The sequence below is a fragment of the Amycolatopsis sp. NPDC051045 genome, from assembly GCF_040682955.1.
GTDB lineage: Bacteria > Actinomycetota > Actinomycetes > Mycobacteriales > Pseudonocardiaceae > Amycolatopsis.
In genome coordinates this window covers 629494-653116 of the sequence record NZ_JBFBCC010000001.1, presented here as the reverse complement: position 1 = coordinate 653116, position 23623 = coordinate 629494, and the positions used below count along the sequence as shown (strand labels likewise).

Genomic DNA, 23623 nt, shown 5'->3' with positions numbered 1-23623 from the left:
CCCGGGGCTCCGGCGACCTAGTCAATCCGGGTGATCCGCTGCGCGAGGAGATCGTTGACCAGCCCGGCGCCCGTCTCCGGGTCGTCCACGCCGACCAGCACGGTCCGGCCGCTTTCCAGGGCGAGCACCAGCGCCGGACCGCCGCGGACCTTATACGCCGTCGTGCCGGTGACCGGGTTGAAGCGGAGGCCGAGCCCGCCGTCGCCGAACGTCGTCAGCTCCCGCGTCGTCGCTTCGCGGATGCTGTCCAGCCCGAGGTGGCGCCACGGGACGCCCAGGAGACCGAAGCGGATCGTCACGCCCTTGGCGTCCACGGTCGCCGACAGCCGGTACGTCAGCGCCGTGACCACCGCGCCGACCAGCGCGATCCAGACGGCCGTCGGCCACGGGAGCCCGGCGGGCAGGAACGCGATCGCCACCGGGATCAGCGCCAGTGCCCAGAGCATCGCCGGGTTCGCCGCCCGGCCCGACCAGAACGCGCGCTGCCCGGGCCGGAGGCCGACGCTCGGCCGGTCCCCCGGGGTCTCGCGCACCGGCGGCGCCGGCAGACCGCCGACGAGCGCCGCCACGGCGCCGAGCACCACCGCGCCCAGCAAGAAGAGCACGACGACGGCGCCGTTGCGCGCCGCGTGCCAGTCCGGGGCGTCGAGGTTCGCCACGAGCACCGAGAGCAGGACGGCGGGCGGCAGGCCGGCGAACCCGGCGCCCACCCCGACGGTCAGGCGCGGCAGCGGCCGGCCGCGGCGCAGCGCCGCGACCGCCGTCGTGGCGAGGAGCAGGACGGCGACCGCGCCGAGCGCCAGGCACACGCCGGTGAACGCCCCGAGCGGGGTGGCGCCGTTCGGCGCGCTGTTCCAGTGCGTGGCGACGGGGTCGGGCAGCCGGCCCGCCCAGCCGTTTTCGAGCACGCCCGCGGTGGCCAGCGCGGCGCCCGGCAGCACAGCCGTGGCGCTCAGGACCCGGATCAGCTTGTTCATGTGTACTTCTCCTTCAGCACCCCGGTGAGCTCGTCGAGGCCGACGCCCGTGCGCTTCGCCTCGCGGACCAGGTCCTCGGCCAGTTCGGCCAGCCGCGCCCGGGACGACGCTCCGCCGATGACGACAGCGCCCCGGCGCCGGCGCAGGTCGATGAGGCCCTCGTCGCGAAGCAGCGCGTACGCCCGCAGCACGGTGTGGACGTTGATCTCCAGCGCCTTGGCCAGTTCCCGGGCGGCCGGCAGCTGCTGCCCGGGAGCCGGGTGGCCGTCGGCGAGGGACCGGCGGAGCGACGAGGCCACCTGTTCGAAGAGCGGGACGGTGGAGCTCGGATCGATGTGAACGAGCATAGTTCTAACTATAATAGAACTATGAGGCGCTGAACGAGAGGTGCGTCACACTCTGAGGGTCAGTTCGTGTTCGAGATGAGTTCGCCGGCGAGGTCCAGCGCGTGGTCGACGTCCTTCGCGACGTAGTGCAGGTCGACGAGCACCTCGGTGATGCCCTCTTCGCGCGCGACTTCCAGGCACGGCAGAACGTCGGCGATCGTCTCGACGTCGGTGCCCCGCCGCGGGTTGATCCGCAGTACGCGGCGCAGCGCGCCGGGGTCGCGTCCGGCCTTCTCGGCCGCTTCGAGCGCGACCGACCAGAGGCCGTTCAGGTACTGCTTCGGCATCCAGCCCGCCAGCCAGCCGTCCGCGCGGCGCCCGACCCGGGCCAGCGCCGGCGGCGAAAACCCGCCGAGCAGCACCGGCGGGCGCGGCTTCTGCACCGGGCGCAAGCCCACGGTCGACGGCGCGATCCGCCACTGCGGGCCCTCGTGCTCCGCCGGGTCGCCGGTCCACAGCGCGTCGAGCGCGTCGAGCAGCGCTTCGAGCCGCTTGCCGCGGCCCTCCCACGGCACCCCGGCCGCGAAGTACTCCTCGCGCAGCCAGCCGAGCCCGAAGCCGACGTCCAGCCGTCCCGAGCTGGCGAGGTCGAGCGAGGTCAGCGCCCGGGCGAGCAGCACCGGGGTATAGACCGGGCCGGTCAGCGCGCTCATCCCCAGCCGGGCCGTGCGGGTCACCGCGGCCGCGGCCGCGAGCGTCGTGAACGGGTCGGCGAAGGTCTCGAACTCCTTCGGGTACGGGTGCTCCGGCGTCCCGCCGCCCGGGTAGAGGTCCGACGGCTCCAGTGGCGCGAGGATCCGGTCACCCACCCAGAGCGACGCGAACCCGAGGTCCTCCGCGGCCGTCGCGAAGCGCGCCACGGCGGCGGGATCGGCGAGCGCGCCGTACTGCGGGAGCGCGAGCCCGAGCTGCATCCCGCTCACCGGCACGCGGGGCGGAACGCCCGCCGACCGGGGGGTGGTCGTCATGGCGGACATCCTGGCATGATCAGGTGGCCGGCGGGGAGTTTTCCGCAGGCCGGCCGGGGTGCGGTGGTCGATCGGGGGGCGCGGTTGCGGGCTCTCGCGAGGCTTGCCGTAGACTTCGGGACTTGGAACGCACTACGGTCATCCCCGCCTGGATGGTGGGGATGATGGAATGCGTCCTCCGGGGCTCCGAGCGATCGGGCTCCACAGGGGTGTAGCTCAATTGGCAGAGCAGCGGTCTCCAAAACCGCAGGTTGCAGGTTCAAGTCCTGTCACCCCTGCGTAACGGAACTGGTGGAGCGGAGGAGTGGTCGTGAGCGACAGCGACGCCAGCGGCGGCGAGCAGGAGCAGGACGGTACCGGGCAGAAGCCCGAGAACCCGTCCCGTCCCGTCACAGCTGCCGCCCGGCGTGAGCGCCGTGCGACCGCTCGTCCGGCGGGGAAGTCCGCGGCACGTGCGGACGACAAGGCGCGTCCGGCCGGGAAGTCGGGGGAGAAGACCGCCCCTGACGCGAAGGGCGCTCCGACTCCGAAGCGGGACCAGAAGGCGAAGAAGGCCTCCGTGTTCGCGCGGCTGGTGCGTTTCATCCGCGAAGTCTGGGCGGAGCTGCGCAAGGTCATCTGGCCCAACCGCAAGCAGATGGTCACCTACACCGTGGTCGTGCTGGCCTTCGTGGTGTTCATGGTCGGCCTGGTGAGCGTGCTCGACCTGGCATTCAAGTGGGGCATCGGCAAGATCTTCGGCTGACGCGCTCCGGCGCGCGCCGAATGGGGCCCAGGTCCCGGCCTGGCCCGCAATGATCAACTGAGAGGACGGAACGTGACCTCCGACAACGGCACATCAGCCGGTCACGACCTGACCGAGCTTTCCGACGAGCAGGTGCACGCGGCACTCGGTGACGAGGAATCCGCGCACCTCGAGCCCGTCGACGTGTCGGACTCCGAGGTCGACGACGCCGCCTCCGATGACGACGACGCTTCCGATGACGCCGCCGCTTCCGTCGACGAGGACGTGGCCGACGCCGAAGGCGAGCCCGCGGCGGACGACGAGGACCCGGTCGCCAAGCTGCGCTCCGAACTCCTCGCCGCGCCCGGCGAGTGGTACGTCGTGCACTCCTACGCCGGGTACGAGAACAAGGTGAAGACCAACCTCGAGACCCGGACCCAGACCCTGGACGTCGAGGACTACATCTTCCAGATCGAGGTCCCGACCGAAGAGGTCACCGAGATCAAGAACGGCCAGCGCAAGCTGGTGCAGCGCAAGGTGCTGCCCGGCTACATCCTGGTCCGGATGGACCTGAACGACGCCTCGTGGAGCGCGGTGCGCAACACGCCGGGTGTCACCGGGTTCGTCGGCGCCACCTCGCGGCCGTCGCCGCTGACCGTGGACGAGGTGCTGAAGTTCCTCGCCCCCAAGGTCCAGAGCGAAGCCCCGGCGAAGGGCGGCAAGGGCGAGTCCACCGCGACCGCGGCCCCGCTCGGCGGCCCGGCCGTCGAGGTCGACTTCGAGATCGGCGAGTCGGTCACGGTCATGGACGGCCCGTTCGCGACGCTGCCGGCGACGATCTCCGAGGTCAACATCGACGGGCAGAAGCTGAAGGTCCTGGTGTCGATCTTCGGCCGGGAAACCCCGGTCGAGCTGTCGTTCAACCAGGTCTCCAAGATCTGACGGCCGCCCGTTCGGCCGCAGTCCCCGCGTCCACGGCAGGTACACGGGGAACGTAGTACAGGACAGGAAAAGAAATGCCACCCAAGAAGAAGAAGCTTGCGGCGATCATCAAGCTGCAGATCAAGGCGGGTGCGGCCAACCCCGCGCCGCCGGTCGGCCCCGCGTTGGGTCAGCACGGCGTCAACATCATGGAGTTCTGCAAGGCCTACAACGCCGCGACCGAGTCGCAGCGCGGGGACGTCGTCCCGGTCGAGATCTCCGTGTACGAGGACCGGTCGTTCGACTTCAAGCTGAAGACGCCGCCGGCCGCGAAGCTGCTGCTGAAGGCCGCGGGCGTGGAGAAGGGCTCCGGCGAGCCGCACAAGACCAAGGTCGCCAAGGTCACCTGGGACCAGGTCCGCGAGATCGCCAAGACCAAGGAGACCGACCTCAACGCGCACGACATCGACCAGGCCGCGAAGATCATCGCCGGCACTGCGCGGTCGATGGGCATCACGGTCGTCGACGCCTGACGTCTGCAGCAACCGCGAGATCGCGCCGGTTTCTGACCGAGCGATTTCGATCGGCCCCCAGGGCCGAGCGAAATCGGGCGGGCAGGAAGCGGCTTGAGAGCGATCTCGCCGCCTCGACGGAGTCGAGGCAGACAACACCGTGGGAGAGCCATGTGCTGGCTCTGGCACCACACTGATCCGTTTTCGAAGTTAAGGACAGAAGCATGACCAAGCACAGCAAGGCTTACCGCCAGGCTGCGGAGCTCATCGACAAGTCGCGTTTCTACGCGCCGCTCGAGGCTGCGAAGCTGGCGAAGGAGACTTCCAAGACCAAGATGGACGCGACCGTCGAGGTCGCGATGCGTCTCGGTGTGGACCCCCGCAAGGCCGACCAGATGGTCCGCGGCACCGTGAACCTGCCGCACGGCACCGGTAAGACCGCCCGCGTCATCGTCTTCGCCGTCGGCGACAAGGCCGCCGAGGCCGAAGCCGCCGGCGCGGACGCGGTCGGCACCGACGAGCTGATCGAGCGCATCCAGGGTGGCTGGCTCGACTTCGACGCCGCGATCGCGACGCCGGACCAGATGGCCAAGGTGGGCCGCATCGCCCGCATCCTCGGCCCGCGTGGCCTGATGCCGAACCCGAAGACCGGCACGGTGACCCCCGCGGTCGAGAAGGCCGTGAAGGACATCAAGGGCGGTAAGATCAACTTTCGCGTCGACAAGCAGGCCAACCTGCACCTGGTGATCGGCAAGGCTTCCTTCGACACCGAGAAGCTGGTCGAGAACTACGCGGCCGCGCTGGACGAGATCCTCCGCGCCAAGCCGTCGTCGGCGAAGGGCCGCTACCTGAAGAAGGTCACCTTCACCACCACGATGGGCCCGGGCATCCCGGTCGACCCGCTGCGGACCCGCAACCTCCTCTCGGAGGACGCGGCCGTCTGAGTCGGACGTCACCAGAAAGGGCGTCCCCGCTTGCTGCGGGGGCGCCCTTTCTTCGTGTCTTATTGACGTCATGCCGACTTTCGCGTCGTTCGACGGGCTCCGGTTGAACTACACCGTGTGGGAGGGCGACGGCGCCCACCGCCCGGTGCTGCTGCAGCACGGTTTCGCCGCGGACACGAACGCGAACTGGATTTCCACCGGCGTCGTCGCGGCGCTGCGCAAGGCCGGTCTCACGGTCATTTCGCTGGACGCGCGCGGCCACGGCCGGTCCGAGAAGCCGCACGACGAGTCCCGCTACACCGAGGACAGCATGGCGCGGGACGTCTCGGCGCTGCTGGACGAGCTGGGCCTCGACGAGGTTTCGCTGGTCGGCTACTCGATGGGCGCGATCATCGCGCTGACGGCCACGGCGGCGGACAAGCGCATCCGCTGCCTGGCCACGGGCGGAGTGGGCTCGGGCATCGTCGACTTCGGCGGCGTCGACCTGCGCGTCGTGAAGCCGGCCGACATCGCTGCGGCACTGCTGGCGGAGGACCCGTCGACGGTCCCGCCATCAGGAGTCCCGTTCCGCTTGCTGGCCGACGCGGTCGGCGGCGACCGCCAAGCGCTGGCGGCGGTGGCAATGGCTTCGCGCGAGGGCCACCTGGACCTGTCCTCGATCGGCGTCCCGACCCTGATCCTGGCGGGCGAGCAGGACCAGCTGGCGACCGAGCCGGAACGCCTGGCGGCGGCCATCGCGGGAGCCCGCCTGGTCCGCATCCCGGGCGACCACATGACGGCGGTGATGTCACCGGCGTTCTCGGAGGCCCTGGTGGCGTTCCTCTCGGCCCCGCACCCGCGCTAGCGGCTGGTCGGGGTCGGCGGCGGGCAGGGCGTGGGCTCGTTGGTGTGCGCCGTGATGAGCCACTGGTTCTTTTCGACCTTCTGCACGGTGAAGGCGCCGAGAGGGGGCCCCCCGCGGATGCCGAACTTGCACGAGCTGATCGTGAAGCTGTCGCCCGGCAGCGGCTCCGAGACGTACGACGGCATCGACTCGGCGTAGTCGTTCTTGCTCTTGACCTGCCGGTTCAGCTCGTGGACCGCGACCTGGCAGTCGGCGTACCCGAGGTCTTGGGCGAACTTCTGCTGGACGTCTTCACGCATCCGTCCGCACGCCTGCGGGACGAGGTTCTGGGCGACGGCGTCGTAGACCTCCCGGACCGCCTCGTACGGACTGGTCGAGAGGATGTGGTTCGTGTGGTAGGTCCCGCCGCCCTCCTCGGCCAGCTGGGCGGAAGTCTTGCCCGCGTCGTTGGGGAAGAAGTGGTTGTAGAGCCACGTGCCCGCGATGGCGAGGAGTATGAACGCCAGGACCCAGGCGATCACCTTCTTCCCCAGCCACGCAAGCCACCGGGGCGCGCGACGGCGCTCGGCCGGGACCAGCTGGTAGCCCGGAGGGATCATCGGCGGCTGGCCGCCCCGCTGCGGAACAGGCTGGGACCGCGGCGCCTGGACGACGCCCGCGTCCGGCGGGGGTGCGGGCTGGTTGCCCTGCTGGGACTGGGTGAAGCGCAGGTAGTCCTGGAACTGCTGGAACTGGCGGAACTGTTCCAGCTCGGCCGGGTCGACCGGCGGCTGAGCGGACGCGCCGGACGGCTGGGGGAGCGCTGGCGAGTTCTGGCTGGGTGCCGGAGCATTGCCCGGTTGCGGAAGGGCCGGCGAGTTCTGACCGGGCCCCGCAGTATTGCCCGGTTGCGGAAGGGCCGGCGAGTTCTGGCCGGGCCCCGCAGTATTGCCCGGCTGCGGAAGGGCCGGCGAACCCTGGCCGGGCCCCGGAACTCCGCCCGGCTGGGGGAGCGCCGGCGGACCCTCCCCGGGTCCCGGAGCATTGCCCGGCCGGCCGTTCGCCGCGGCGGGCGTGTTCGGGCGCGCCGGTTCGAGGTCCGCGCCCCGCTTTCCGTCATCGCGCTGCTCCGCCACGTCACCATGATGCCCTCCCGGACGCCGCGGGGAACCCCCAGGCGCCCTAAACGCAGGTCAGGGCAGGGGGGCGGAGAACCCCGCCGAGACGACCGGGTATAGTTCACGACAGTTCTACCGAAGACCGCTGGTTTTCCCCGCTCCACGCGGGGAACGAAGGTCCCGCATCGCTGGGCGGCCCGCGCAGGAGGAACGAGGCAGGGCACCCATGCGTGCCCGACTACGCCCCGCGCCTGCTTGCGCGAGGGCGTTTCGTCGTTTCGGGGCTCCTCGACGCCAGTGGAAACACTAGCCAAGAGAGGAGGCGACCATGGCGAAGCCCGACAAGGTGGCGGCCGTCGCCGAGATCGCGGAGAGCTTCCGCACCAGCTCGGCCACCGTCGTTACCCAGTACACCGGCCTCTCCGTGTCCCAGCTGTCCCAGCTGCGCCGCGCTCTCGGCACCAGTGCCAAGTACCGGGTCGCGAAGAACACCCTCGTCAAGCGGGCCGCCGAGGACGCCGGCATCCAGGGTCTCGAGGACCTGTTCGTCGGCGCGACCGCCATCGCCTTCGTCGAGGGTGAAGCTGTCGACGCCGCCAAGGCGATTCGCGACTTCGCGAAGGACAACAACGCGCTTGTGATCAAGGGCGGCTACATGGACGGCCGTGCGCTGTCCGTGGACGAGATCAACCGGATCGCCGATCTCGACAGCCGTGAGGTCCTGCTCGCCAAGGCGGCGGGCGCGTTCAAGGCGAAGCTGTCCCAGGCCGCCGCGCTGTTCCAGGCGCCGGCGTCCCAGGTCGCCCGCCTGGCTGCCGCGCTGGAGGAGAAGCAGCGCAACGCCGCCGGTACCGAAGCAGCCGAAGCACCCGCCGAGAGCTGAACCACCCCCCACCCCGAACGTCTAGTTCGTTTTTCTGAGAGGAAGCCATCATGGCGAAGCTGAGCACCGCCGAGCTGATCGACGCCTTCAAGGAGCTGACCCTCCTCGAGCTGTCCGAGTTCGTGAAGGAGTTCGAAGAGGTCTTCGACGTCACCGCTGCCGCCCCGGCCGCCGTCGTGGCCGGCCCGGCCGCCGCCGCTGCCGCCCCGGTCGAGGAGCAGGACGAGTTCGACGTCGTCCTCGAGGGCGCCGGCGACAAGAAGATCCAGGTCATCAAGGTCGTCCGCGAGGTCGTCTCGGGTCTGGGTCTGAAGGAGGCCAAGGAGCTGGTCGAGGCCGCTCCCAAGGCCCTCCTGGAGAAGGTCGACAAGGAGGCCGCCGAGGCCGCCAAGGAGAAGCTCGAGGCCGCCGGCGCCAAGATCACCATCAAGTGATCCCGGGCGCGCAAGCGCCTACGCACCACCTCGTGCAGGGGCGGGCATCCACTGGGATGCCCGCCCCTTCCGCGTCTACGACTTCCTGAGCTGCGGAACCCTCCGAACCCCTAGGAGCGGTGTCCGAATGGCCCCGGGCCCCTAAATCGGCAGTACGGGGCCACGCAGCTCTGCGCCGTTGCCCCGTTTGGGCTACCGTGCTGCCAGTTGGCGATCACGGCGGGGTGACGATGAACCCGGGGCTGGCCAGAAAAGAAAACTGGTGAGTAACCTGTTCGCACTCAGCTCGTTGCACCTGGTTGACGCGGGTTCGTGGGCGCCACGGGCCCACATCCGCCGCCGGCGTGGGTGGCAGGGTGTGGCAGCGGGCGCAATGACGCGGAACAGCTCCTGGAGGTGCGATGGGTGCCGAGGTGGTCATCGAAGGTCTGACGAAGTCCTTCGGTAAGCAGGCCATCTGGCGGGACGTCACGTTGACGCTCCCCCCGGGCGAAGTGTCGGCCATGCTCGGCCCGTCGGGGACCGGCAAGTCGGTCTTCCTCAAGTCGATGATCGGGCTGCTCAAGCCGGACCGCGGCCGCTGCGTGATCAACGGGGTGGACATCGTCACCTGCTCCGAACACAAGCTGTACGAGATCCGGAAGCTCTTCGGCGTCCTCTTCCAGGACGGCGCGCTGTTCGGCTCGATGAACCTCTACGACAACGTCGCTTTCCCGCTGCGCGAGCACACCAAGAAGTCCGAGACGGAAATCCGCCGGATCGTGCTCGAAAAGCTCGACATGACCGGTCTGAACGGCGCTGACAAGAAGCTGCCGGGCGAGATCTCCGGTGGTATGCGCAAGCGCGCCGGGCTGGCCCGCGCCCTGGTGCTGGACCCCGAGATCATCCTGGTCGACGAGCCGGACTCCGGCCTCGACCCGGTCCGCACCACCTACATCTCGCAGCTGTTCCTCGACGTCAACGCGCAGATCGACGCGACGTTCCTGATCGTCACGCACAACATCAACCTGGCCCGCACGGTGCCGGACAACCTGGGCATGCTCTTCCGCAAGGAACTGGTCATGTTCGGCCCGCGCGAGGTGCTGCTGACCAGCGAAGAGCCGGTCGTCAAGCAGTTCCTCAACGGCAAGATGCAGGGCCCGATCGGCATGTCCGAGGAGAAGGACTCCGCCCAGATGGCCGCCGAGCAGGCGATGTTCGACGCCGGGCACCACGCGGGCGGGGTCGAGGACGTCACCGGCGTGCCGCCGCAGATGCAGACGACGCCGGGCGTGCCGACCCGGATGGGGGCCGTCCGCCGCAAGGACCGCGTCATGGAGATCATGCACCGGCTGCCGCCGGCCGCGCAGGAGAGCATCATCGCGTCCCTGTCGCCGGAGGAGCAGCGCCACTACGGCGTGCACCCGCAGCGCGTCGCGCAGGCCCAGCAGCAGGTCCCGGCCGGGGCCCGCCCGCAGGGTGACGGCTTCCCGAACCAGCACCAGGGCCAGCTGCCCGCCGATCAGGTGGCTCGGATCCCCGGCGGCCAGCCGCCGAGACCCGGCACGCACCGGCTGCCACCACCGCCGAACAACGGGCCAGGTGGCAGGTGAGCTCTCCCGCTTCACAGGCGAAGATCCCCGGGATCGGCATGCTCCGCGAAACCGGGAACCTGTTCGCCCTCGGCCTCGACATCGTTCGTGGCATCTTCCAGCGCCCGTTCCAGCTGCGGGAGTTCATCCAGCAGTCGTGGTTCATCGCGAGCGTGACCATCCTGCCGACGGCCCTGGTGGCCATCCCGTTCGGCGCGGTCATCTCGCTGCAGTTCGGATCGCTCGCCCGCCAGCTGGGCGCGCAGTCCTACACCGGCGCGGGCTCCGTGCTCGCCACCGTGCAGCAGGCCAGTCCGCTGGTCACCGCGCTGCTGGTGGCGGGCGCAGGAGGAAGCGCCGTCTGTGCTGATATCGGGGCGCGGACCATCCGCGAGGAGATCGCCGCGATGGAGGTGCTGGGCGTCTCCGCGGTCCAGCGGCTGATCGTGCCGCGCACCCTCGCGATGATGCTGGTCGCGCTCCTGCTCAACGGCATGGTCAGCGTCATCGGCGTGCTGGGCGGTTACTTCTTCAACGTCGTGCTGCAGGGCGGGACGCCGGGTGCGTACCTGGCGAGCTTCTCCGCCCTCGCGCAGCTGCCCGACCTGTGGGTCGGCGAGTTCAAGGCGCTGATCTTCGGGTTCATCGCCGCCGTCGTCGCGTCCTACCGGGGGCTCAACCCCTCCGGCGGCCCGAAGGGTGTCGGGGACGCGGTGAACCAGTCGGTGGTCATCACTTTCCTCATGCTGTTCGTCGTGAACTTCGTGATCACCCTGATCTACCTGCAGATCGTGCCCGGAAAGCTGGACTAGCGCATGACGTTCCTCCAGGGCGCCAAGCGCGTCGCCAATCGACCCCTGCAGACGCTGGACACGCTGGGCGACCAGATGTCGTTCTACGGCCGGGCGCTGCTGTGGACACCGCGGACACTGCGCCGCTACACCAAGGAAGTCCTCCGGCTGCTGGCCGAGGTGAGCTTCGGCTCCGGCTCGCTCGCGGTCATCGGCGGCACGGTCGGCGTGATGGTCGGCCTGACGCTGTTCACCGGTGTCCTCGTCGGCCTGCAGGGCTACTCGGCGCTGAACTCGATCGGGACGTCGGCGTTCACCGGCTTCCTGACCGCGTTCTTCAACACCCGCGAGATCGCGCCGCTGGTCGCCGGGCTCGCCCTGAGCGCCACGGTCGGCGCCGGGTTCACCGCGCAGCTGGGTGCGATGCGGATCTCCGAGGAGATCGACGCGCTGGAAGTCATGGGTGTGCCGAGCCTGCCGTACCTGGTGACGACCCGGATCATCGCCGGGTTCGTCGCGGTCATCCCGCTCTACATCATCGGTCTGCTCAGCTCCTACCTCGCGTCGAGACTGGTCGTCATCTACATCTACGGCCAGTCGGCCGGCACCTACGACCACTACTTCGACCTGTTCCTGCCACCGCAGGACGTGCTCTATTCGTTCATCAAGGTGCTGCTGTTCAGCGTCCTGATCATCCTGTCGCACTGCTACTTCGGGTACCGGGCGACCGGTGGCCCGGCCGGTGTCGGCGTCGCGGTCGGCAAGGCCGTGCGGCTGTCCATCGTCACGGTGTCGATCATGAACTTCTTCATCGGGTTCGCCATCTGGGGAACCGACGTCACGGTAAGGATCGCGGGATGAGGACGCTCCGTCGCAGGCTGCTCGGCCTGCTGCTCATCGCCGTGATGGTCGGCGGGGTGGCGCTGTCCATCGCGCTCTACGACAAGGCGTTCACGCCCGTCGTCACGGTCAAGCTGCAGGCCGACAAGATCGGCAACCAGCTGATCAAGCAGTCCGACGTCAAGGTGCGCGGGCTGATCGTCGGGTCCGTCGAGGACATCGTCGCCACCGACCACGGCGCGGAGCTCACGCTCGCGCTGCAGCCGGAGTCCGCGAAGCTGATCCCGGAGAACGTCTCGGCGCGGTTCCTGCCGAAGACGCTCTTCGGCGAGCGGTTCGTTTCGCTGGAGATCCCGGAGAAGCCGTCGGCGAAGACGCTGGCCAACGGCGACGTGATCCCGCAGGACCGGACGTCGAGCGCGGTCGAGCTGGAACAGGCGTTCTCGCACCTGATGCCGGTGCTGCAGGCGGTGCAGCCGCAGAAGCTGTCGGCGACGCTCACCGCGATCTCGACGGCGCTGCAGGGCCGCGGCGACCAGCTCGGCGACACGCTGTCGCAGCTGGGCACCTACATCGGCGAGCTGAACCCGCACGAGCCGGAACTGCAGCACAACCTGAAGGCGCTCGCGGAGTTCTCCGACCACCTGAAGGACGCGGCGCCGGATCTGGTGCAGAGCCTGGACAACCTGAGCACGACGACCCGGACCGTGGTCGACGAGCGGCAGAACCTGGCCAACCTCTACGGCAGCCTGACCCAGGCCTCGGTGGACCTGCAGACGTTCCTGCAGAACAACAAGGACAACATCATCTCCCTCGTCGACACCGCCCGGCCGACGGCCGAGCTGCTGGCGAAGTACGCGCCGGAGTACCCCTGCGTGATCTCCCAGATGGCGAAGAACGTGCCGCTGATCGACCAGGCGCTGGGCAAGGGCACCAACCAGCCCGGCCTGCACGCGACGATCGAAATCATCGTGCCGCGCGCGCCGTACCAGGCGGGCAAGGAAGAGCCGCGGTTCGACGACAAGCGCGGCCCGCGCTGCTACGACATCAAGGACATCCCGAAGCCGTTCCCGTCCGAGCCGCCGGACGGCGCGTTCAAGGACGGCACGCTGCACCAGGCCGCGCCGAAGAGCGCCGGCGAGGGGCTGAACCCGGCCAAGTTCAAGGCCGACGCGGCCGGCAACGGCGCGGGCGGCGGTGACCTGGCGTACTCGACGGCGGAGCAGGGCTTCCTGGCCGATCTGCTCGGCCCGCAGCTGGGCATGAACGCCGCCGACGTCCCGGGCTGGAGCTCCCTGCTCGTCGGCCCGCTGTACCGGGGTGCGGAGGTGACGGTCAAGTGAGGGGCCTGCTCGCGCCGCTGATCAAGCTCGGCATCTTCGTGGTCGTCACCGTGCTGTTCACGACGATCCTCGGGATCAGCATCGCCAACATCAACACCACCAGCACCAACGCCTACAAGGCGCGCTTCACCGACGCGACGCTGCTGCTGCCCAACGACGACGTCCGCATCGCCGGCGTCCGGGTCGGGCAGGTCAAGGACGTGCACATCGTCGACAAGCGGCAGGCCGAGGTCGAGTTCGAGGTCGACTCCGGCCGGACGCTGCCGGCCGGGGTGACCGCGCAGATCAAGTTCCGCAACCTGGTCGGCCAGCGGTACGTCTCGCTCGGCGAGGGCGACGACAGTTCCGGCAAGACGCTGCAGCCCGGCGGCACCATCCCGCTGGAGCGGACCACGCCCGCGCTGGACCTGACCGAGCTGTTCAACGGCTTCAAGCCGCTGTTCACCGCGCTCAACCCGGATGACGTCAACAAGCTGTCCTACGAGGTCATCCAGGTCCTGCAGGGCGAGGGCGGCACCGTGGAGAGCCTGCTGTCGCACACGGCGTCGCTGGCCACCACGATCGCCGACAAGGACCAGGTGATCGGCGAGGTCATCGACAACCTCAACTCGGTGCTGGACACGGTCAACGCGCACACCCCGCAGCTCAACGACGTGATCGTGAAGCTGCAGCAGCTGGTGTCCGGGCTGGCCGCCGACCGCAAGCCGATCGGCGACGCGATCGAAAGCCTCGGCACCCTGGCCGAGACGACGTCCGGGCTGCTCGGCGAGGTCCGCGAGCCGCTGAAGAACGACATCGACGCGCTCGGGAACCTCACCAGCGCGCTGAACAAGAACGAGCCGGAGCTGGAGCACTTCATCCAGTTCCTGCCGACCAAGGTGAGCACGCTGACCCGCACCGCGGACTACGGCTCCTGGTTCAACTTCTACGCCTGCGAGTTCTCCGGGACGGTCAGCTTGCCACCACTGATCAACGACGTGCCGATCCCGCTGATCCCGGCCAACCGGGCGAGGTGTTCGGGATGAAGTCCTTCCAGAAGCGCAACCCCGTGCCGATCGCGCTGGTCGGGATCGTCGTGCTGGCGCTCGCCTTCATCGCCGCGCTGAACTCCGACGACCTGCCGGTGATCGGCGGCGGCACCACCTACACCGCCGAGTTCAGCGAGGCTTCCGGGCTGCAGAAGGACAACGACGTCCGGATCGCCGGCGTCAAGGTCGGCAAGGTCAGCGACATCGAACTCGACGGTGCGTCGGTCAAGGTGTCGTTCAAGGTCAAGGACGCCTGGCTGGGCGACCGGACCAGCGCCGCGATCAAGATCAAGACGTTGCTCGGCCAGAAGTACCTGTCGCTGGACCCGCAGGGCGAAGGCGCGCTGAACCCGGGCACCGGGATCCCGCGCGATCGCACGATGGCCCCCTACGACGTGCTCGACGCGTTCCGCGGGCTGTCGCAGACCGTCGACAACATCGACACCAAGCAGCTGGCGCAGAGCTTCGACACCATCTCGCAGACGTTCGCCAACACGCCCGAGGACGTGAAGGGCGCGTTGTCCGGGCTGTCGAAGCTGTCGGACACGATCGCCTCGCGCGACCAGCAGCTGTCCAACCTGCTGGCCAACACCCGCGAGGTGTCGCAGACGCTGGTCGACCGCGACGCCGAGGTGCAGAAACTGCTCGACGACGGCAACGACCTGCTCGCCGAGCTGGCCAAGCGCGAGGACGCGATCACGGCCCTGCTGAACGGCTCGCGTGAGCTGGCGACGCAGCTGCAGGGCCTGATCGACGACAACTCGAAGCAGCTCGACCCGGTGCTGACCCAGCTCGACCAGCTGACGTCGATGCTGCAGCGCAACCAGGACTCGCTGGCCGAAGGCCTCAAGAAGTTCGCGCCCTTCATCCGCGTCTTCACCAACACCATCGGCAACGGCCGCTGGTTCGACAACTACATCTGCGGTCTGCTGCTGCCGTCGTTCGGCCCGATCAACGAAGAGGGGTGCTACACGAAATGAGTGACACCCGCTTCGGCCAGGCCCTGACCAGGGGCTTCTCCATCGCGATCGTGCTCGCGCTCGTCGTCGCCGGCGGGATCTGGTGGACCCTCAAGGACGCCGGCCGCAATCACCTGACCGCGTATTTCGCCGGCGCCGTCGGGCTGTACGAGGGCAACAGCGTGCGGATGCTCGGCGTCGACATGGGCACGGTCACCAAGATCCAGCCCATGGGCAACCAGGTGAAGGTCGAGCTCGAGTACGACCGCTCGGTCGCGGTCCCGGCGGACGCGAAGGCGCTCATCGTGGCGCCGTCGCTGGTGTCGGACCGCTACGTCCAGCTCGCCCCGGCCTACACCGGCGGCCCGCGGATCTCCGACGGCGCGGTCATCGGCCTCGACCGCACCGAAGTGCCCCTCGAAGTCGACCAGCTGGCGGCCAGCCTGGCCCGGGTCAGCGAGACCCTCGGCCCGAACGGCGCCAACAAGAACGGGTCGCTGTCGAACCTGCTGAACACCGCGGCGGCCAACGTCGACGGCAACGGCCAGGCCCTGCACGACACGATCACGAAGCTCGGCCAGGCCGCCGGGACGCTGTCGGGCAACAAGGACGACCTGTTCTCCACGGTGGAGAACCTCGGCAAGTTCTCGCAGACGCTGGCCGACTCCGACAAGCAGGTCCGCACCTTCGAGAGCCGGCTCGCCGACGTCAGCGGCTACCTGGCGTCCGAAAAGGACAACCTGGCCGCGACCGTCCGGCAGCTGGGCGCGACGCTCACCGCGGTGCAGGCGTTCATCGATCAGAACCACGACCGGCTCAAGTCCAATGTGGACAAGCTGGCCGGTATCACCAAGGTGCTCGTCGACCAGCGCAGCTCGCTCGCCGAGATCCTCGACGTCGCGCCGGTCGGCCTGAGCAACCTGGTCAACACCTACAACGGCTCGGCGGGCACGCTCGACGCCCGCCCGAACCTCAACGAGCTGACCCAGCCGCCGCTGGTGATGATCTGCCGGCTGCTCAAGCAGGTCGGCACCAACAGCATCCCGGACGTGCTCGGCAACGCCTGCGAGAGCATCGCCGGCGTGGTCGACAAGGTGATCCCGCTGCCGTCCGTGGCGCAGACCGTGCAGGCCCTGCAGTCCGGCCAGCTGCCGCCGCTGCCACTGCCCATCGCCGGGCAGCTCTACGGAGGTGGCCAGTGAAGAAGCTACTGACCGTCGGGGTGCTGGCCACAGCATCCGCGCTGACGCTGTCCGGTTGTGCCTTCAAGGGCATCTACGACCTGCCGCTGCCCGGTGGCGCCGACCTCGGCGACCACCCGTACACGGTGAACGTCGAGTTCCGGGACGTCCTCGACCTGACCCCGCAGGCCGGGGTGAAGGTCGACGAGGTGCCGGTGGGCCGGGTCGAGAACGTCGGGCTCACCAAGGACGGCTGGCACGCGCTGGTCACGCTGAAGGTCAACGGCGGCATCAAGCTGCCGGCCAACGCGATCGCCAACGTCAAGCAGTCCAGCCTGCTCGGCGAGAAGTACGTCGAGCTGGCTTCGCCCGGCGACGACCAGGCCCGCGGCAAGCTCGTCGACAACGCGACCATCCCGCTGGCCCGCACGAACCGCAGCGTCGAGGTCGAAGAGCTGCTCGGCGCGCTCTCGCTGCTGCTCAACGGGGGTGGCGTCGACCAGCTCAACACCATCACCAAGGAGCTCAACAAGGCCACGTCCGGCCGCGAGCCGGACATCAAGGCGCTGCTGGACAACGCGAACCAGCTGGTCACGAACCTGGACCGGCAGTCGCAGAACATCACCCGGGCCATCGACGGGCTGAACCGGCTGTCCTCGACCCTGAACGGCCAGAAGGACAAGCTGGTCGGCGCGGTCGACAACCTCGGGCCGGGGCTCGGCGTGCTGGAGCAGCAGCGCGGGCAGCTGGTCACGATGCTGCAGGCGCTGGACCACCTCTCCGGCGTGGCCACCGACACGGTCAACAAGTCGCAGAAGGACCTCGTCGCCGACCTCAAGGCGCTGACCCCGACGCTGCAGAAGCTCGGCGAGGCGGGCAACGACCTGCCGAAGGCGCTGGAGATCCTGCTGACGTTCCCGTTCAGCGACCAGGCCGTCAACGGCGTCAAGGGCGACTACTTCAACCTGTTCGCGAAGGTGGACCTGAACCTGAAGACGATCGTCGACAACCTGGGCAACAGCCGGCAGAACGCCCTGTCCGGGCAGCTGCCGCTGGCCGGCCTGACCGGCGGGGTCCAGGGCACGCCCGCCAACCAGCCGCCACCGCTGCCGATCCCCGGCGCCGGGCAGCAGTCCTCGCAGTCGAAGCCGGGCCTGGGCAACCTCTTCGGGCTCCTCCCGGGAGGTGCGGGCTGATGCTGGTGCGCCGGACGAAGATCCAGCTGATCGCCTTCGTGGTGATCTCGGTCGTCGCGATCGTGTACGCGCTGATCCGGTTCGCCGGGCTCGGCAGCGTGTTCGGCAACGACGGCTACACGGTGAAGCTGCAGCTCAACGAATCGGGCGGCATCTTCACCAACGCCGAGGTGACCTACCGCGGCTACAACATCGGCCGGGTCGGCGAAATGCGGCTCACCCCGGCCGGGCTCGAGGCCGACCTGAACATCGACCCGTCGGCGCCACAGGTGCCCGCGGACCTCGACGCCGTCGTCGCCAACCGCTCGGCGGTCGGCGAGCAGTACGTCGACCTGCGCCCCAAGGCCGACCAGGGCCCGTACCTCGCCGCCGGCTCGGTGATCCCGGCGAACAAGACGACCACCCCGGTCAGCACCGACCGGCTGATCGGCGACCTCGACTCGCTCGCCGCTTCGGTCCCGGTCGACTCACTGCGCACGGTCGTCGACGAGTCCTACGACGCCTTCCGCGGCACCGGTGGTGACCTGCAGACGCTGCTGGACACCGCGCGAAGCTTCACCACGACGGCGCAGGAGTACCTGCCGCAGACGATCCAGCTCCTGGACGCCGGCGGCCAGGTGCTGGACACGCAGAACGCCGAGGCGGAGAACTTCGCCTCGTTCAGCAAGAGCCTCAACGAGCTGACCGGCACGCTCAAGAACTCCGACGGCGACCTGCGGAAGCTCATCGGCATCACGCCGCAGGTGGCGTCGCAGATCAGCCAGGTGCTCGCCGAGTCCGGCCCGGGGCTGGGCGCGCTGACGGCGAACCTGCTCACCACCGCCAACCTGACCGTGACCCGGCTCGACGGGATCGAGCAGGGCCTGGTCACCTACCCGGCGCTGGCCGGCGCGGCGAGCAGCGTCGCGCCCGGCGACGGCACCGCGCACCTCGGTCTGGTGCTCAACCTGTTCAACCCGCCGTCCTGCACGAAGGGCTACATCCCGTACTCGCAGTTCCGCACCGGGAACGACCTTTCCGCGAGGCCGGCGAAGGAAGACGCGTACTGTGCCGAACCGAAGGGCAGCCCGATCAACGTCCGCGGTGCGCAAAACGCGCCGTACGGCGGGGTGCCGGTCGCGCCGTCGGACAGCGACGTCTCGGCCAACGCGAACCGGCCGGCCGAGGAGCTGGCCGAGGAGCGGAACACCCGGGGCGTGCCGGGCATCGTCGGCAGCCCCGGCGTCAGCCTGAACAGCCTGGGCTCGCTGCTCGGCCTGTCCTGACGTGGATTTGATGACCGTTACCTACCCTGGAGTGTCATGAGCACGGACGAGCCGGCCGCGGAGTCCTCCCCGGCACCGCCGAAGGACCCCTCGCGGACCCTGGTGCTCGGCGCCGGGGCGCTGGCGCTGGCCGCGTTGATCGCCGCCGCGTTCTTCGGGATCCAGTGGTGGGCGGCCGCGGCCGACGACAACGCCGGCCTGGCGGCCTCGCGCGAGGCCGTGGTCAAGGCGGGCACCAACGCGCTGAAGGCCTACACGGAGGTCGACTACACCGACCTCGACGGCTTCTTCGCCCGGCAGAAGTCCGTGTCGGACGACAAGATGTCGCAGCAGATCGACCAGTCGGCGCCGACGTTCCGCAAGGCGCTCTCCGACGCCAAGACGAAGGTCACCACGGACGTCCAGGACATCGCCGTCGAGGAGCTGGACGACCACGAAGGCAAGGCCAGCTTCCTCGCCGCCATCGCCACGACCGTCACCCAGGGCGACAAGAGCAGCGCGAAGCCGTTGCGCCTCGAAGTGTCGATGACCCGGGTGGGCGAGGAGTGGAAGCTGTCCGGAATCGACAGTGTCCCGCTCGTCGCGGCCGGCCAGTAGCGTCACCCAGAAGGAGCCCGTAGTGCCCCCCTCCCGCCGCCAGCCGCCTCGCAGCAGCAGCACCCCGCCGTCGCGCCGGCCGCGCGTGGCCGGTCTGCGCAAGCCTCCGGCGGACGAGTCCGCCGCCGAGCTGCCCGCCAAGCCGCGTCCGCGGCCGGTGCCCCGGCCGGTCGCCCAGCCCGCCGAGCCGGCGGAGTCCACCAGCGGTTCACCGGCCGAGGACACGCAGGTGTTCGCGGCGGTCGAGACCGAACCGCAGGCGGATGCGCTCACGGGTGAGCCGTCGGCCGACGAGGAGGCTCCTGCGCGGCCGGCACCGCGGCGGAAGCAGCGCGACACCGGGATCGCGAAGCCGACGGAGGAATCCGAGGTTCCGGTCACCGGGGACGAGCCGTCCTCGCCGGCGGGTTCGGCGGTTTCCCGGACCTACGTCGTCGCGGGCGCGCTGGTGCTGGTGGCGCTGATCCTGGGCGGCCTGGCGTACTGGTTCAAGTCCGAGGAGGTCAAGGTCTCCTCGGCGACCAGCAACACGGCGCTCCTGGACGTCGCGAAGACGGCCCAGGTCAAGGACGCGGTGTCGAAGGCGGCCGAGTCGCTGTTTTCCTACGACTTCAACAACATCAAGAAAACCGAGGACGCGGCGAACGACCTGCTCGCCAACGACGACGTCCGGAACAAGTACAACTCCCTGATGGGCGAGGTCAAGCGGCTGGCGCCGCAGCAGAAGATGATCGTGACGTGCAAGGTGACGCGCTCCGCGGTGATCATGCTGAACGGCGACCTGGCGAAGGTGATGGTCTTCGTCGACCAGACATCGACCCGCACGGACACGAAGAAGACCACGGCGGGCACCGCCCAGCTCCACTTGAACGCCCAGCTGCAGGGGGACAAGTGGAAGATCACCGATATGGATACCTACAACGCGCCGAAGGTTCCGGCTGCGCAGGCTCCTGCTTCTCCGTCGCCTTCTCCGTCGAAGTAGGGCGCTTCCTCCTCGGCACCCCCTCCATCCGGGTGACATGGTCAACTCGGTGGAACGACTGACTGACTCCCCGTCGTCTGATAGCTTGATTTGTTGACCGAGTGTGTTCGGGCGCTCACGGGAGCTTCGGGGAGGAAGTTCTGCATGCCTGATTTCGCGCGAAGCGTGACGGGTGCGGCGGGGTACCGCGTTCCGGCCGACGACCCGTCGTTCAAGGGCGTCCACGCGACGGAGATGATCGTGCTTCAGGAGCGCCTGAACCAGGCCGCCGCCCGCGGTTCGGGTGGGTTCCGGCTGGATGTGGAACAGATGCAGGCGTTGCTGCCGCAGTGGATGGAGCTACGGGACACTCTCGACTGGCTCCGCCAGCGTGCAACCGACCTGGGTTATGTCGTCCCTCCTGCTGCCGACGAGTCAAGCGTTACGCAGAATCGAGCGGCGTTGACACACGCCGAGCTCTACGCGCGCAGCGTCGAGGATCAGTACAACTATGCGGCAGCTTACGTGGATTCGCTGACGAAGATGATCGCGAAGTACCAGCACAGGGAAAGCTCGACGAGCGACGTATTTACCATCATGGGGACGGATCTCTGATGCGCGCGAAGACAATGGCGGTTGTCGGTCTGGCGTTCTTGCTGGCGGGATGCTCGACCGGCGTTGCCGGCAAGCCGTCACCGGTGGCCAGTGCATCGCCGTCCGACGTCGGCGGCGCGGGCGTACCAAAGGTTTCGCGGCCGTTGGATGTCTCGCGGTTCGAGAAGGAACCGTGCGTTGTGCTGACACCAGAACAGCTCGCCGAATTCGGGATCACGAGACAGCCGAAGTCAATGCCCGAAGACGCGCTTGGCCCGAGCTGCACTTGGAATGGTCTTGACGAGGGCGGTGTGACCGTGGGCACGCGATTCCTGAGCAGTGGCAGCCTGGCCGGCCTCTACAAAAAGCACGAGCAGGGTGGCCTGCCGTACTTCCAGCCGGTTGCCGATATCGCCGGCTATCCGGGTGTACTGACTGACCTGCTTGATGTTCAGCCACAAGGCAAGTGTTCTGCCGAGGTGGCGGTGAGTGATGATCGGCTCTACAGCGTGCAGGTGACGATTTCGTCCGATGCAAAGGATTATGCGAACCCGTGTCCGGTGGCGCAGAAAGCTGCCGAGCTGGCGGTGTCCACCATGAAGGCGGGTGCTTGATGACCGAGTACACCGCTCAGCAGATCGTCGACTTCCTCAAGTCCGGCGATGGCCCCAACAGTCTTTTCGCTTCCAGCGAGCTGGCCCAGCAAATGGCGACCAAACACATCGAGGCGCGGGACATGATGACCCGCCTCCAGTCGGCCATGAGCGAAGCCTGGTCCGGCAACGCCGCGGCCCAAGCGCAGGCCGGGGCCGGGCCGCTGCTCGCCGCCTCGGAGGTCAGTGCCGTTCACCTTGCCGCCGCGCAAAGCTCCTTGATGACTCAGGGCTCCGACTACGCCGACCTGCGGAACAAGGTGGGCGACGGGCCCGGACCCCAGCCCCAGGAAGACTTTCTCAGCCGGCATCTGCCGATGCTCACCCACAAGGACGAAGAGGTCGCCGGGTGGAACGCCAAGGCTCGAGAGGTCGTCCAGCACTACGGCACCTACAACAGCCAGAGCAATGACAACACCGCCGCCCTGCCGCGCGACTACGGCGAACTCACGCTTCCCGCGGGTGGTGCCGATATCGAGCACGCCGAGAAGCCGCCGGCCGTCACTCCGCCCGGCGGCCGCGACGACCACCGGGCGGGCACCGATCGCACCACGCCGGTCGAGCACCGCGGCACCGACGTGTCCGGGCAGGACACCTCCTGGCAGCAGCAGCGTCCGAGCGCGGACACCCACACCACGACCGGCCAGGACACTGCCGGTCAGCCCACCGTGCCCGGCCAGGACGACGCGACCCACACCACCGGCCTGTCACCGGTCGCGCACGTCGGTCCCGGCGACGGCACCAACCGGCCCGGGCCGATCGGCCCGAGCTTGCCCGGTGGTGGCTTCGGGCGGGACGGCGGATCCGGGGACATCAACGCCCGCCTCGGCCCGGGTGTGCCGGCGATCGGCGGCCCGGGCGGGACGGGCCGGATCGGTACGCCCGGAACCGTAAACGAGACCGGTGGTGCGCGCGGTGGACGCGTTACCGGAAGCGAGCCCGGTGGGCGGAGCGGTGCCGGGCGGTTCGGCGAACCCGGGGTGGCGCGAACCGGTCCGACCGGCGCCTCCGGGAAGCCGGGTGCCGGCGCCATGGGCGGACCCATGGGGCGTGGCCGCGAGAAAGACGAGGACAAGGAGCACAAGCGGCTCGACATCCTCCAGGAGCCCGATCCCGACGAGCTGTTCGGTGGCTTTCCGGACGGGATGAAGCCGGTTCCGCCGACCATCGGTGCCTGATGGTCGTTCGGCACGAAGCCGTCATGACCGCGGCGAGCGTGCACTGGGCGGCCGAACGGCTCGGGCTCACGCTCCCCGCCGTGCTCGCTCCCGAGCCGGTGTGGCGCAGCCCGGACGCGGAAGCCGCCCGGGCCGAAGCCGCCCGCGAAGAGCTCGCCGCCGAGGGGTTTCTCGACCGGGACGAGCCCGGTGACGACCTCGAAGACAGCCTGCGGCTCCTCTGCCGCGCTCCGGCCGCGGTGTCGGCCTACGTGCAGACCGAAGAACTGACCTACCGGCTGCACGCCGCCGCCGGGCGGCGGTGCGGGGCCTTCGCGTGCTACCTGCCCCGGGACGGCCGGATCCTGCTTCGGCCCGCGCGGATCGAGGCCCTGGCCAGGACCGTTGTCCGCGAGCTGCCCGAGCACCCGCCCGCCCGGTCCGTCTCGTACTCGGTGCCCGTCGCGGATCTGGCCGTCGAAGAACCCCACGGCCAGGCCGCCCGGGTTGCGGCGATCTTCGCGCAACCGCGGTCGGCGGGTGGCCAGGTCTTCGTCGGCGTCCGGGACCACCGGGGCCTTCGGCGGAGCGAACCCGTCACCTTCGTCGACACCGAACAGGGGCGCTGGCTCAGCCACACCGATGGCCGGTTCGTCGTCACCGCCGGGGGTTCCGACCAGGCGCTGGTCGCCAAGATCGACGAGCTGTGGCACGAGCTGGAACCGAACTACCCACGTTGGTAATGGCTCCTGCCCGCGGTCTGGGCGAGTCTGATCGAGCCCGGTACGCGAAGACGT

The 23623-nt window shown here is 69.1% G+C and carries 26 protein-coding genes and 1 tRNA gene; 23 read left to right on the top strand and 4 right to left on the bottom strand.

Annotated elements, in window-relative coordinates; genetic code table 11:
- Positions 1 to 17 precede the first annotated feature (17 nt).
- Genes AB0M80_RS03020 through AB0M80_RS03010 form a run of 3 tightly spaced genes read right to left on the bottom strand, consistent with a single transcriptional unit; the run spans position 18 to position 2331 of the window.
- A complete protein-coding gene (locus AB0M80_RS03020; protein ID WP_364557949.1) occupies positions 18 to 977 on the bottom strand; it encodes a hypothetical protein in 960 nt (319 codons plus the stop codon).
- Positions 974 to 1324: a GntR family transcriptional regulator gene (locus AB0M80_RS03015; RefSeq protein ID WP_364557946.1), complete on the bottom strand. Its 351-nt coding sequence runs from the start codon at positions 1322 to 1324 to the stop codon at positions 974 to 976. Before AB0M80_RS03015 ends, AB0M80_RS03020 begins: the two co-directional genes overlap by 4 nt.
- Positions 1325 to 1383: 59 nt before the next feature.
- Positions 1384 to 2331 carry a TIGR03619 family F420-dependent LLM class oxidoreductase gene (locus AB0M80_RS03010; protein WP_364557943.1) on the bottom strand — a complete coding sequence of 316 codons (948 nt, stop codon included), beginning with the start codon at positions 2329 to 2331 and terminating at the stop codon, positions 1384 to 1386.
- Between the two features lie 205 nt (positions 2332 to 2536).
- Between AB0M80_RS03010 and AB0M80_RS03005 the strand changes: the two genes are divergently transcribed.
- From AB0M80_RS03005 to AB0M80_RS02980, 6 genes are all read left to right on the top strand, one after another.
- A tRNA-Trp gene (locus tag AB0M80_RS03005) sits at positions 2537 to 2609 on the top strand.
- Positions 2610 to 2635: 26 nt separating this feature from the next.
- A complete protein-coding gene (secE, locus tag AB0M80_RS03000; protein ID WP_364557940.1) occupies positions 2636 to 3076 on the top strand; it encodes a preprotein translocase subunit SecE in 441 nt (146 codons plus the stop codon).
- Positions 3077 to 3148: 72 nt separating this feature from the next.
- Positions 3149 to 3997 (top strand): transcription termination/antitermination protein NusG, encoded by an 849-nt coding sequence (gene nusG, locus AB0M80_RS02995; RefSeq protein ID WP_364557937.1) that lies wholly within the window; start codon positions 3149 to 3151, stop codon positions 3995 to 3997.
- Positions 3998 to 4071: 74 nt separating this feature from the next.
- On the top strand, positions 4072 to 4509 hold the full coding sequence (gene rplK / locus AB0M80_RS02990; protein ID WP_043781763.1) for a 50S ribosomal protein L11: 438 nt from the start codon (positions 4072 to 4074) through the stop codon (positions 4507 to 4509).
- Between the two features lie 203 nt (positions 4510 to 4712).
- Positions 4713 to 5432, top strand: a complete 720-nt coding sequence (gene rplA, locus AB0M80_RS02985; RefSeq protein ID WP_360263698.1) for a 50S ribosomal protein L1 — start codon at positions 4713 to 4715, stop codon at positions 5430 to 5432.
- Between the two features lie 70 nt (positions 5433 to 5502).
- Positions 5503 to 6276 (top strand): alpha/beta fold hydrolase, encoded by a 774-nt coding sequence (locus tag AB0M80_RS02980; RefSeq protein ID WP_364557933.1) that lies wholly within the window; start codon positions 5503 to 5505, stop codon positions 6274 to 6276.
- Here the strand turns inward: AB0M80_RS02980 and AB0M80_RS02975 are convergent.
- The gene (locus AB0M80_RS02975; protein ID WP_364557930.1) at positions 6273 to 7391 is read right to left on the bottom strand and encodes a hypothetical protein; all 1119 of its coding nucleotides are present in this window, start codon (positions 7389 to 7391) and stop codon (positions 6273 to 6275) included. The two genes, AB0M80_RS02980 and AB0M80_RS02975, sit on opposite strands and share 4 nt — an antisense overlap.
- Before the next feature lie 310 nt (positions 7392 to 7701).
- Here AB0M80_RS02975 and rplJ point away from each other — a divergent pair, with 310 nt between their 5' ends.
- From rplJ to AB0M80_RS02890, 17 genes are all read left to right on the top strand, one after another.
- Entirely contained in the window at positions 7702 to 8256 is a 555-nt protein-coding gene (gene rplJ / locus AB0M80_RS02970; protein ID WP_013222529.1) for a 50S ribosomal protein L10, read from the top strand.
- A 50-nt stretch (positions 8257 to 8306) separates the two neighbouring features.
- Positions 8307 to 8690, top strand: a complete 384-nt coding sequence (gene rplL, locus AB0M80_RS02965; protein WP_091303983.1) for a 50S ribosomal protein L7/L12 — start codon at positions 8307 to 8309, stop codon at positions 8688 to 8690.
- A 401-nt stretch (positions 8691 to 9091) separates the two neighbouring features.
- A complete protein-coding gene (locus tag AB0M80_RS02960) occupies positions 9092 to 10282 on the top strand; it encodes an ABC transporter ATP-binding protein (RefSeq protein WP_364557926.1) in 1191 nt (396 codons plus the stop codon).
- Positions 10283 to 10320: 38 nt separating this feature from the next.
- The gene (locus tag AB0M80_RS02955; protein WP_364558573.1) at positions 10321 to 11073 is read left to right on the top strand and encodes an ABC transporter permease; all 753 of its coding nucleotides are present in this window, start codon (positions 10321 to 10323) and stop codon (positions 11071 to 11073) included.
- Positions 11074 to 11076: 3 nt separating this feature from the next.
- Complete coding sequence (locus tag AB0M80_RS02950; RefSeq protein WP_103351766.1) at positions 11077 to 11913, top strand: ABC transporter permease; 837 nt, start codon at positions 11077 to 11079, stop codon at positions 11911 to 11913.
- On the top strand, positions 11910 to 13235 hold the full coding sequence (locus AB0M80_RS02945; RefSeq protein WP_364557923.1) for an MCE family protein: 1326 nt from the start codon (positions 11910 to 11912) through the stop codon (positions 13233 to 13235). The genes AB0M80_RS02950 and AB0M80_RS02945 overlap by 4 nt, the downstream gene beginning before the upstream one ends.
- The gene (locus AB0M80_RS02940) at positions 13232 to 14260 is read left to right on the top strand and encodes an MCE family protein (protein WP_364557920.1); all 1029 of its coding nucleotides are present in this window, start codon (positions 13232 to 13234) and stop codon (positions 14258 to 14260) included. The genes AB0M80_RS02945 and AB0M80_RS02940 overlap by 4 nt, the downstream gene beginning before the upstream one ends.
- Positions 14257 to 15243: an MCE family protein gene (locus AB0M80_RS02935; RefSeq protein WP_364557917.1), complete on the top strand. Its 987-nt coding sequence runs from the start codon at positions 14257 to 14259 to the stop codon at positions 15241 to 15243. The genes AB0M80_RS02940 and AB0M80_RS02935 overlap by 4 nt, the downstream gene beginning before the upstream one ends.
- Positions 15240 to 16424 (top strand): MCE family protein, encoded by a 1185-nt coding sequence (locus tag AB0M80_RS02930; protein ID WP_364557915.1) that lies wholly within the window; start codon positions 15240 to 15242, stop codon positions 16422 to 16424. Before AB0M80_RS02935 ends, AB0M80_RS02930 begins: the two co-directional genes overlap by 4 nt.
- Positions 16421 to 17599 carry an MCE family protein gene (locus AB0M80_RS02925; RefSeq protein WP_364557913.1) on the top strand — a complete coding sequence of 393 codons (1179 nt, stop codon included), beginning with the start codon at positions 16421 to 16423 and terminating at the stop codon, positions 17597 to 17599. Before AB0M80_RS02930 ends, AB0M80_RS02925 begins: the two co-directional genes overlap by 4 nt.
- A complete protein-coding gene (locus tag AB0M80_RS02920; RefSeq protein ID WP_364557910.1) occupies positions 17599 to 18864 on the top strand; it encodes an MlaD family protein in 1266 nt (421 codons plus the stop codon). Before AB0M80_RS02925 ends, AB0M80_RS02920 begins: the two co-directional genes overlap by 1 nt.
- Positions 18865 to 18900: 36 nt before the next feature.
- The gene (locus AB0M80_RS02915) at positions 18901 to 19461 is read left to right on the top strand and encodes a hypothetical protein (RefSeq protein WP_364557907.1); all 561 of its coding nucleotides are present in this window, start codon (positions 18901 to 18903) and stop codon (positions 19459 to 19461) included.
- Between the two features lie 85 nt (positions 19462 to 19546).
- Complete coding sequence (locus tag AB0M80_RS02910; RefSeq protein WP_364558570.1) at positions 19547 to 20443, top strand: hypothetical protein; 897 nt, start codon at positions 19547 to 19549, stop codon at positions 20441 to 20443.
- 144 nt (positions 20444 to 20587) lie between these two features.
- The gene (locus tag AB0M80_RS02905) at positions 20588 to 21037 is read left to right on the top strand and encodes a hypothetical protein (RefSeq protein WP_364557905.1); all 450 of its coding nucleotides are present in this window, start codon (positions 20588 to 20590) and stop codon (positions 21035 to 21037) included.
- Positions 21037 to 21630: a DUF3558 domain-containing protein gene (locus AB0M80_RS02900; RefSeq protein WP_364557902.1), complete on the top strand. Its 594-nt coding sequence runs from the start codon at positions 21037 to 21039 to the stop codon at positions 21628 to 21630. The genes AB0M80_RS02905 and AB0M80_RS02900 overlap by 1 nt, the downstream gene beginning before the upstream one ends.
- The gene (locus AB0M80_RS02895) at positions 21630 to 22847 is read left to right on the top strand and encodes a hypothetical protein (protein WP_364557899.1); all 1218 of its coding nucleotides are present in this window, start codon (positions 21630 to 21632) and stop codon (positions 22845 to 22847) included. The genes AB0M80_RS02900 and AB0M80_RS02895 overlap by 1 nt, the downstream gene beginning before the upstream one ends.
- Before the next feature lie 23 nt (positions 22848 to 22870).
- Entirely contained in the window at positions 22871 to 23569 is a 699-nt protein-coding gene (locus AB0M80_RS02890; RefSeq protein ID WP_364557896.1) for an ESX secretion-associated protein EspG, read from the top strand.
- The last annotated feature ends 54 nt before the right edge of the window (positions 23570 to 23623 follow it).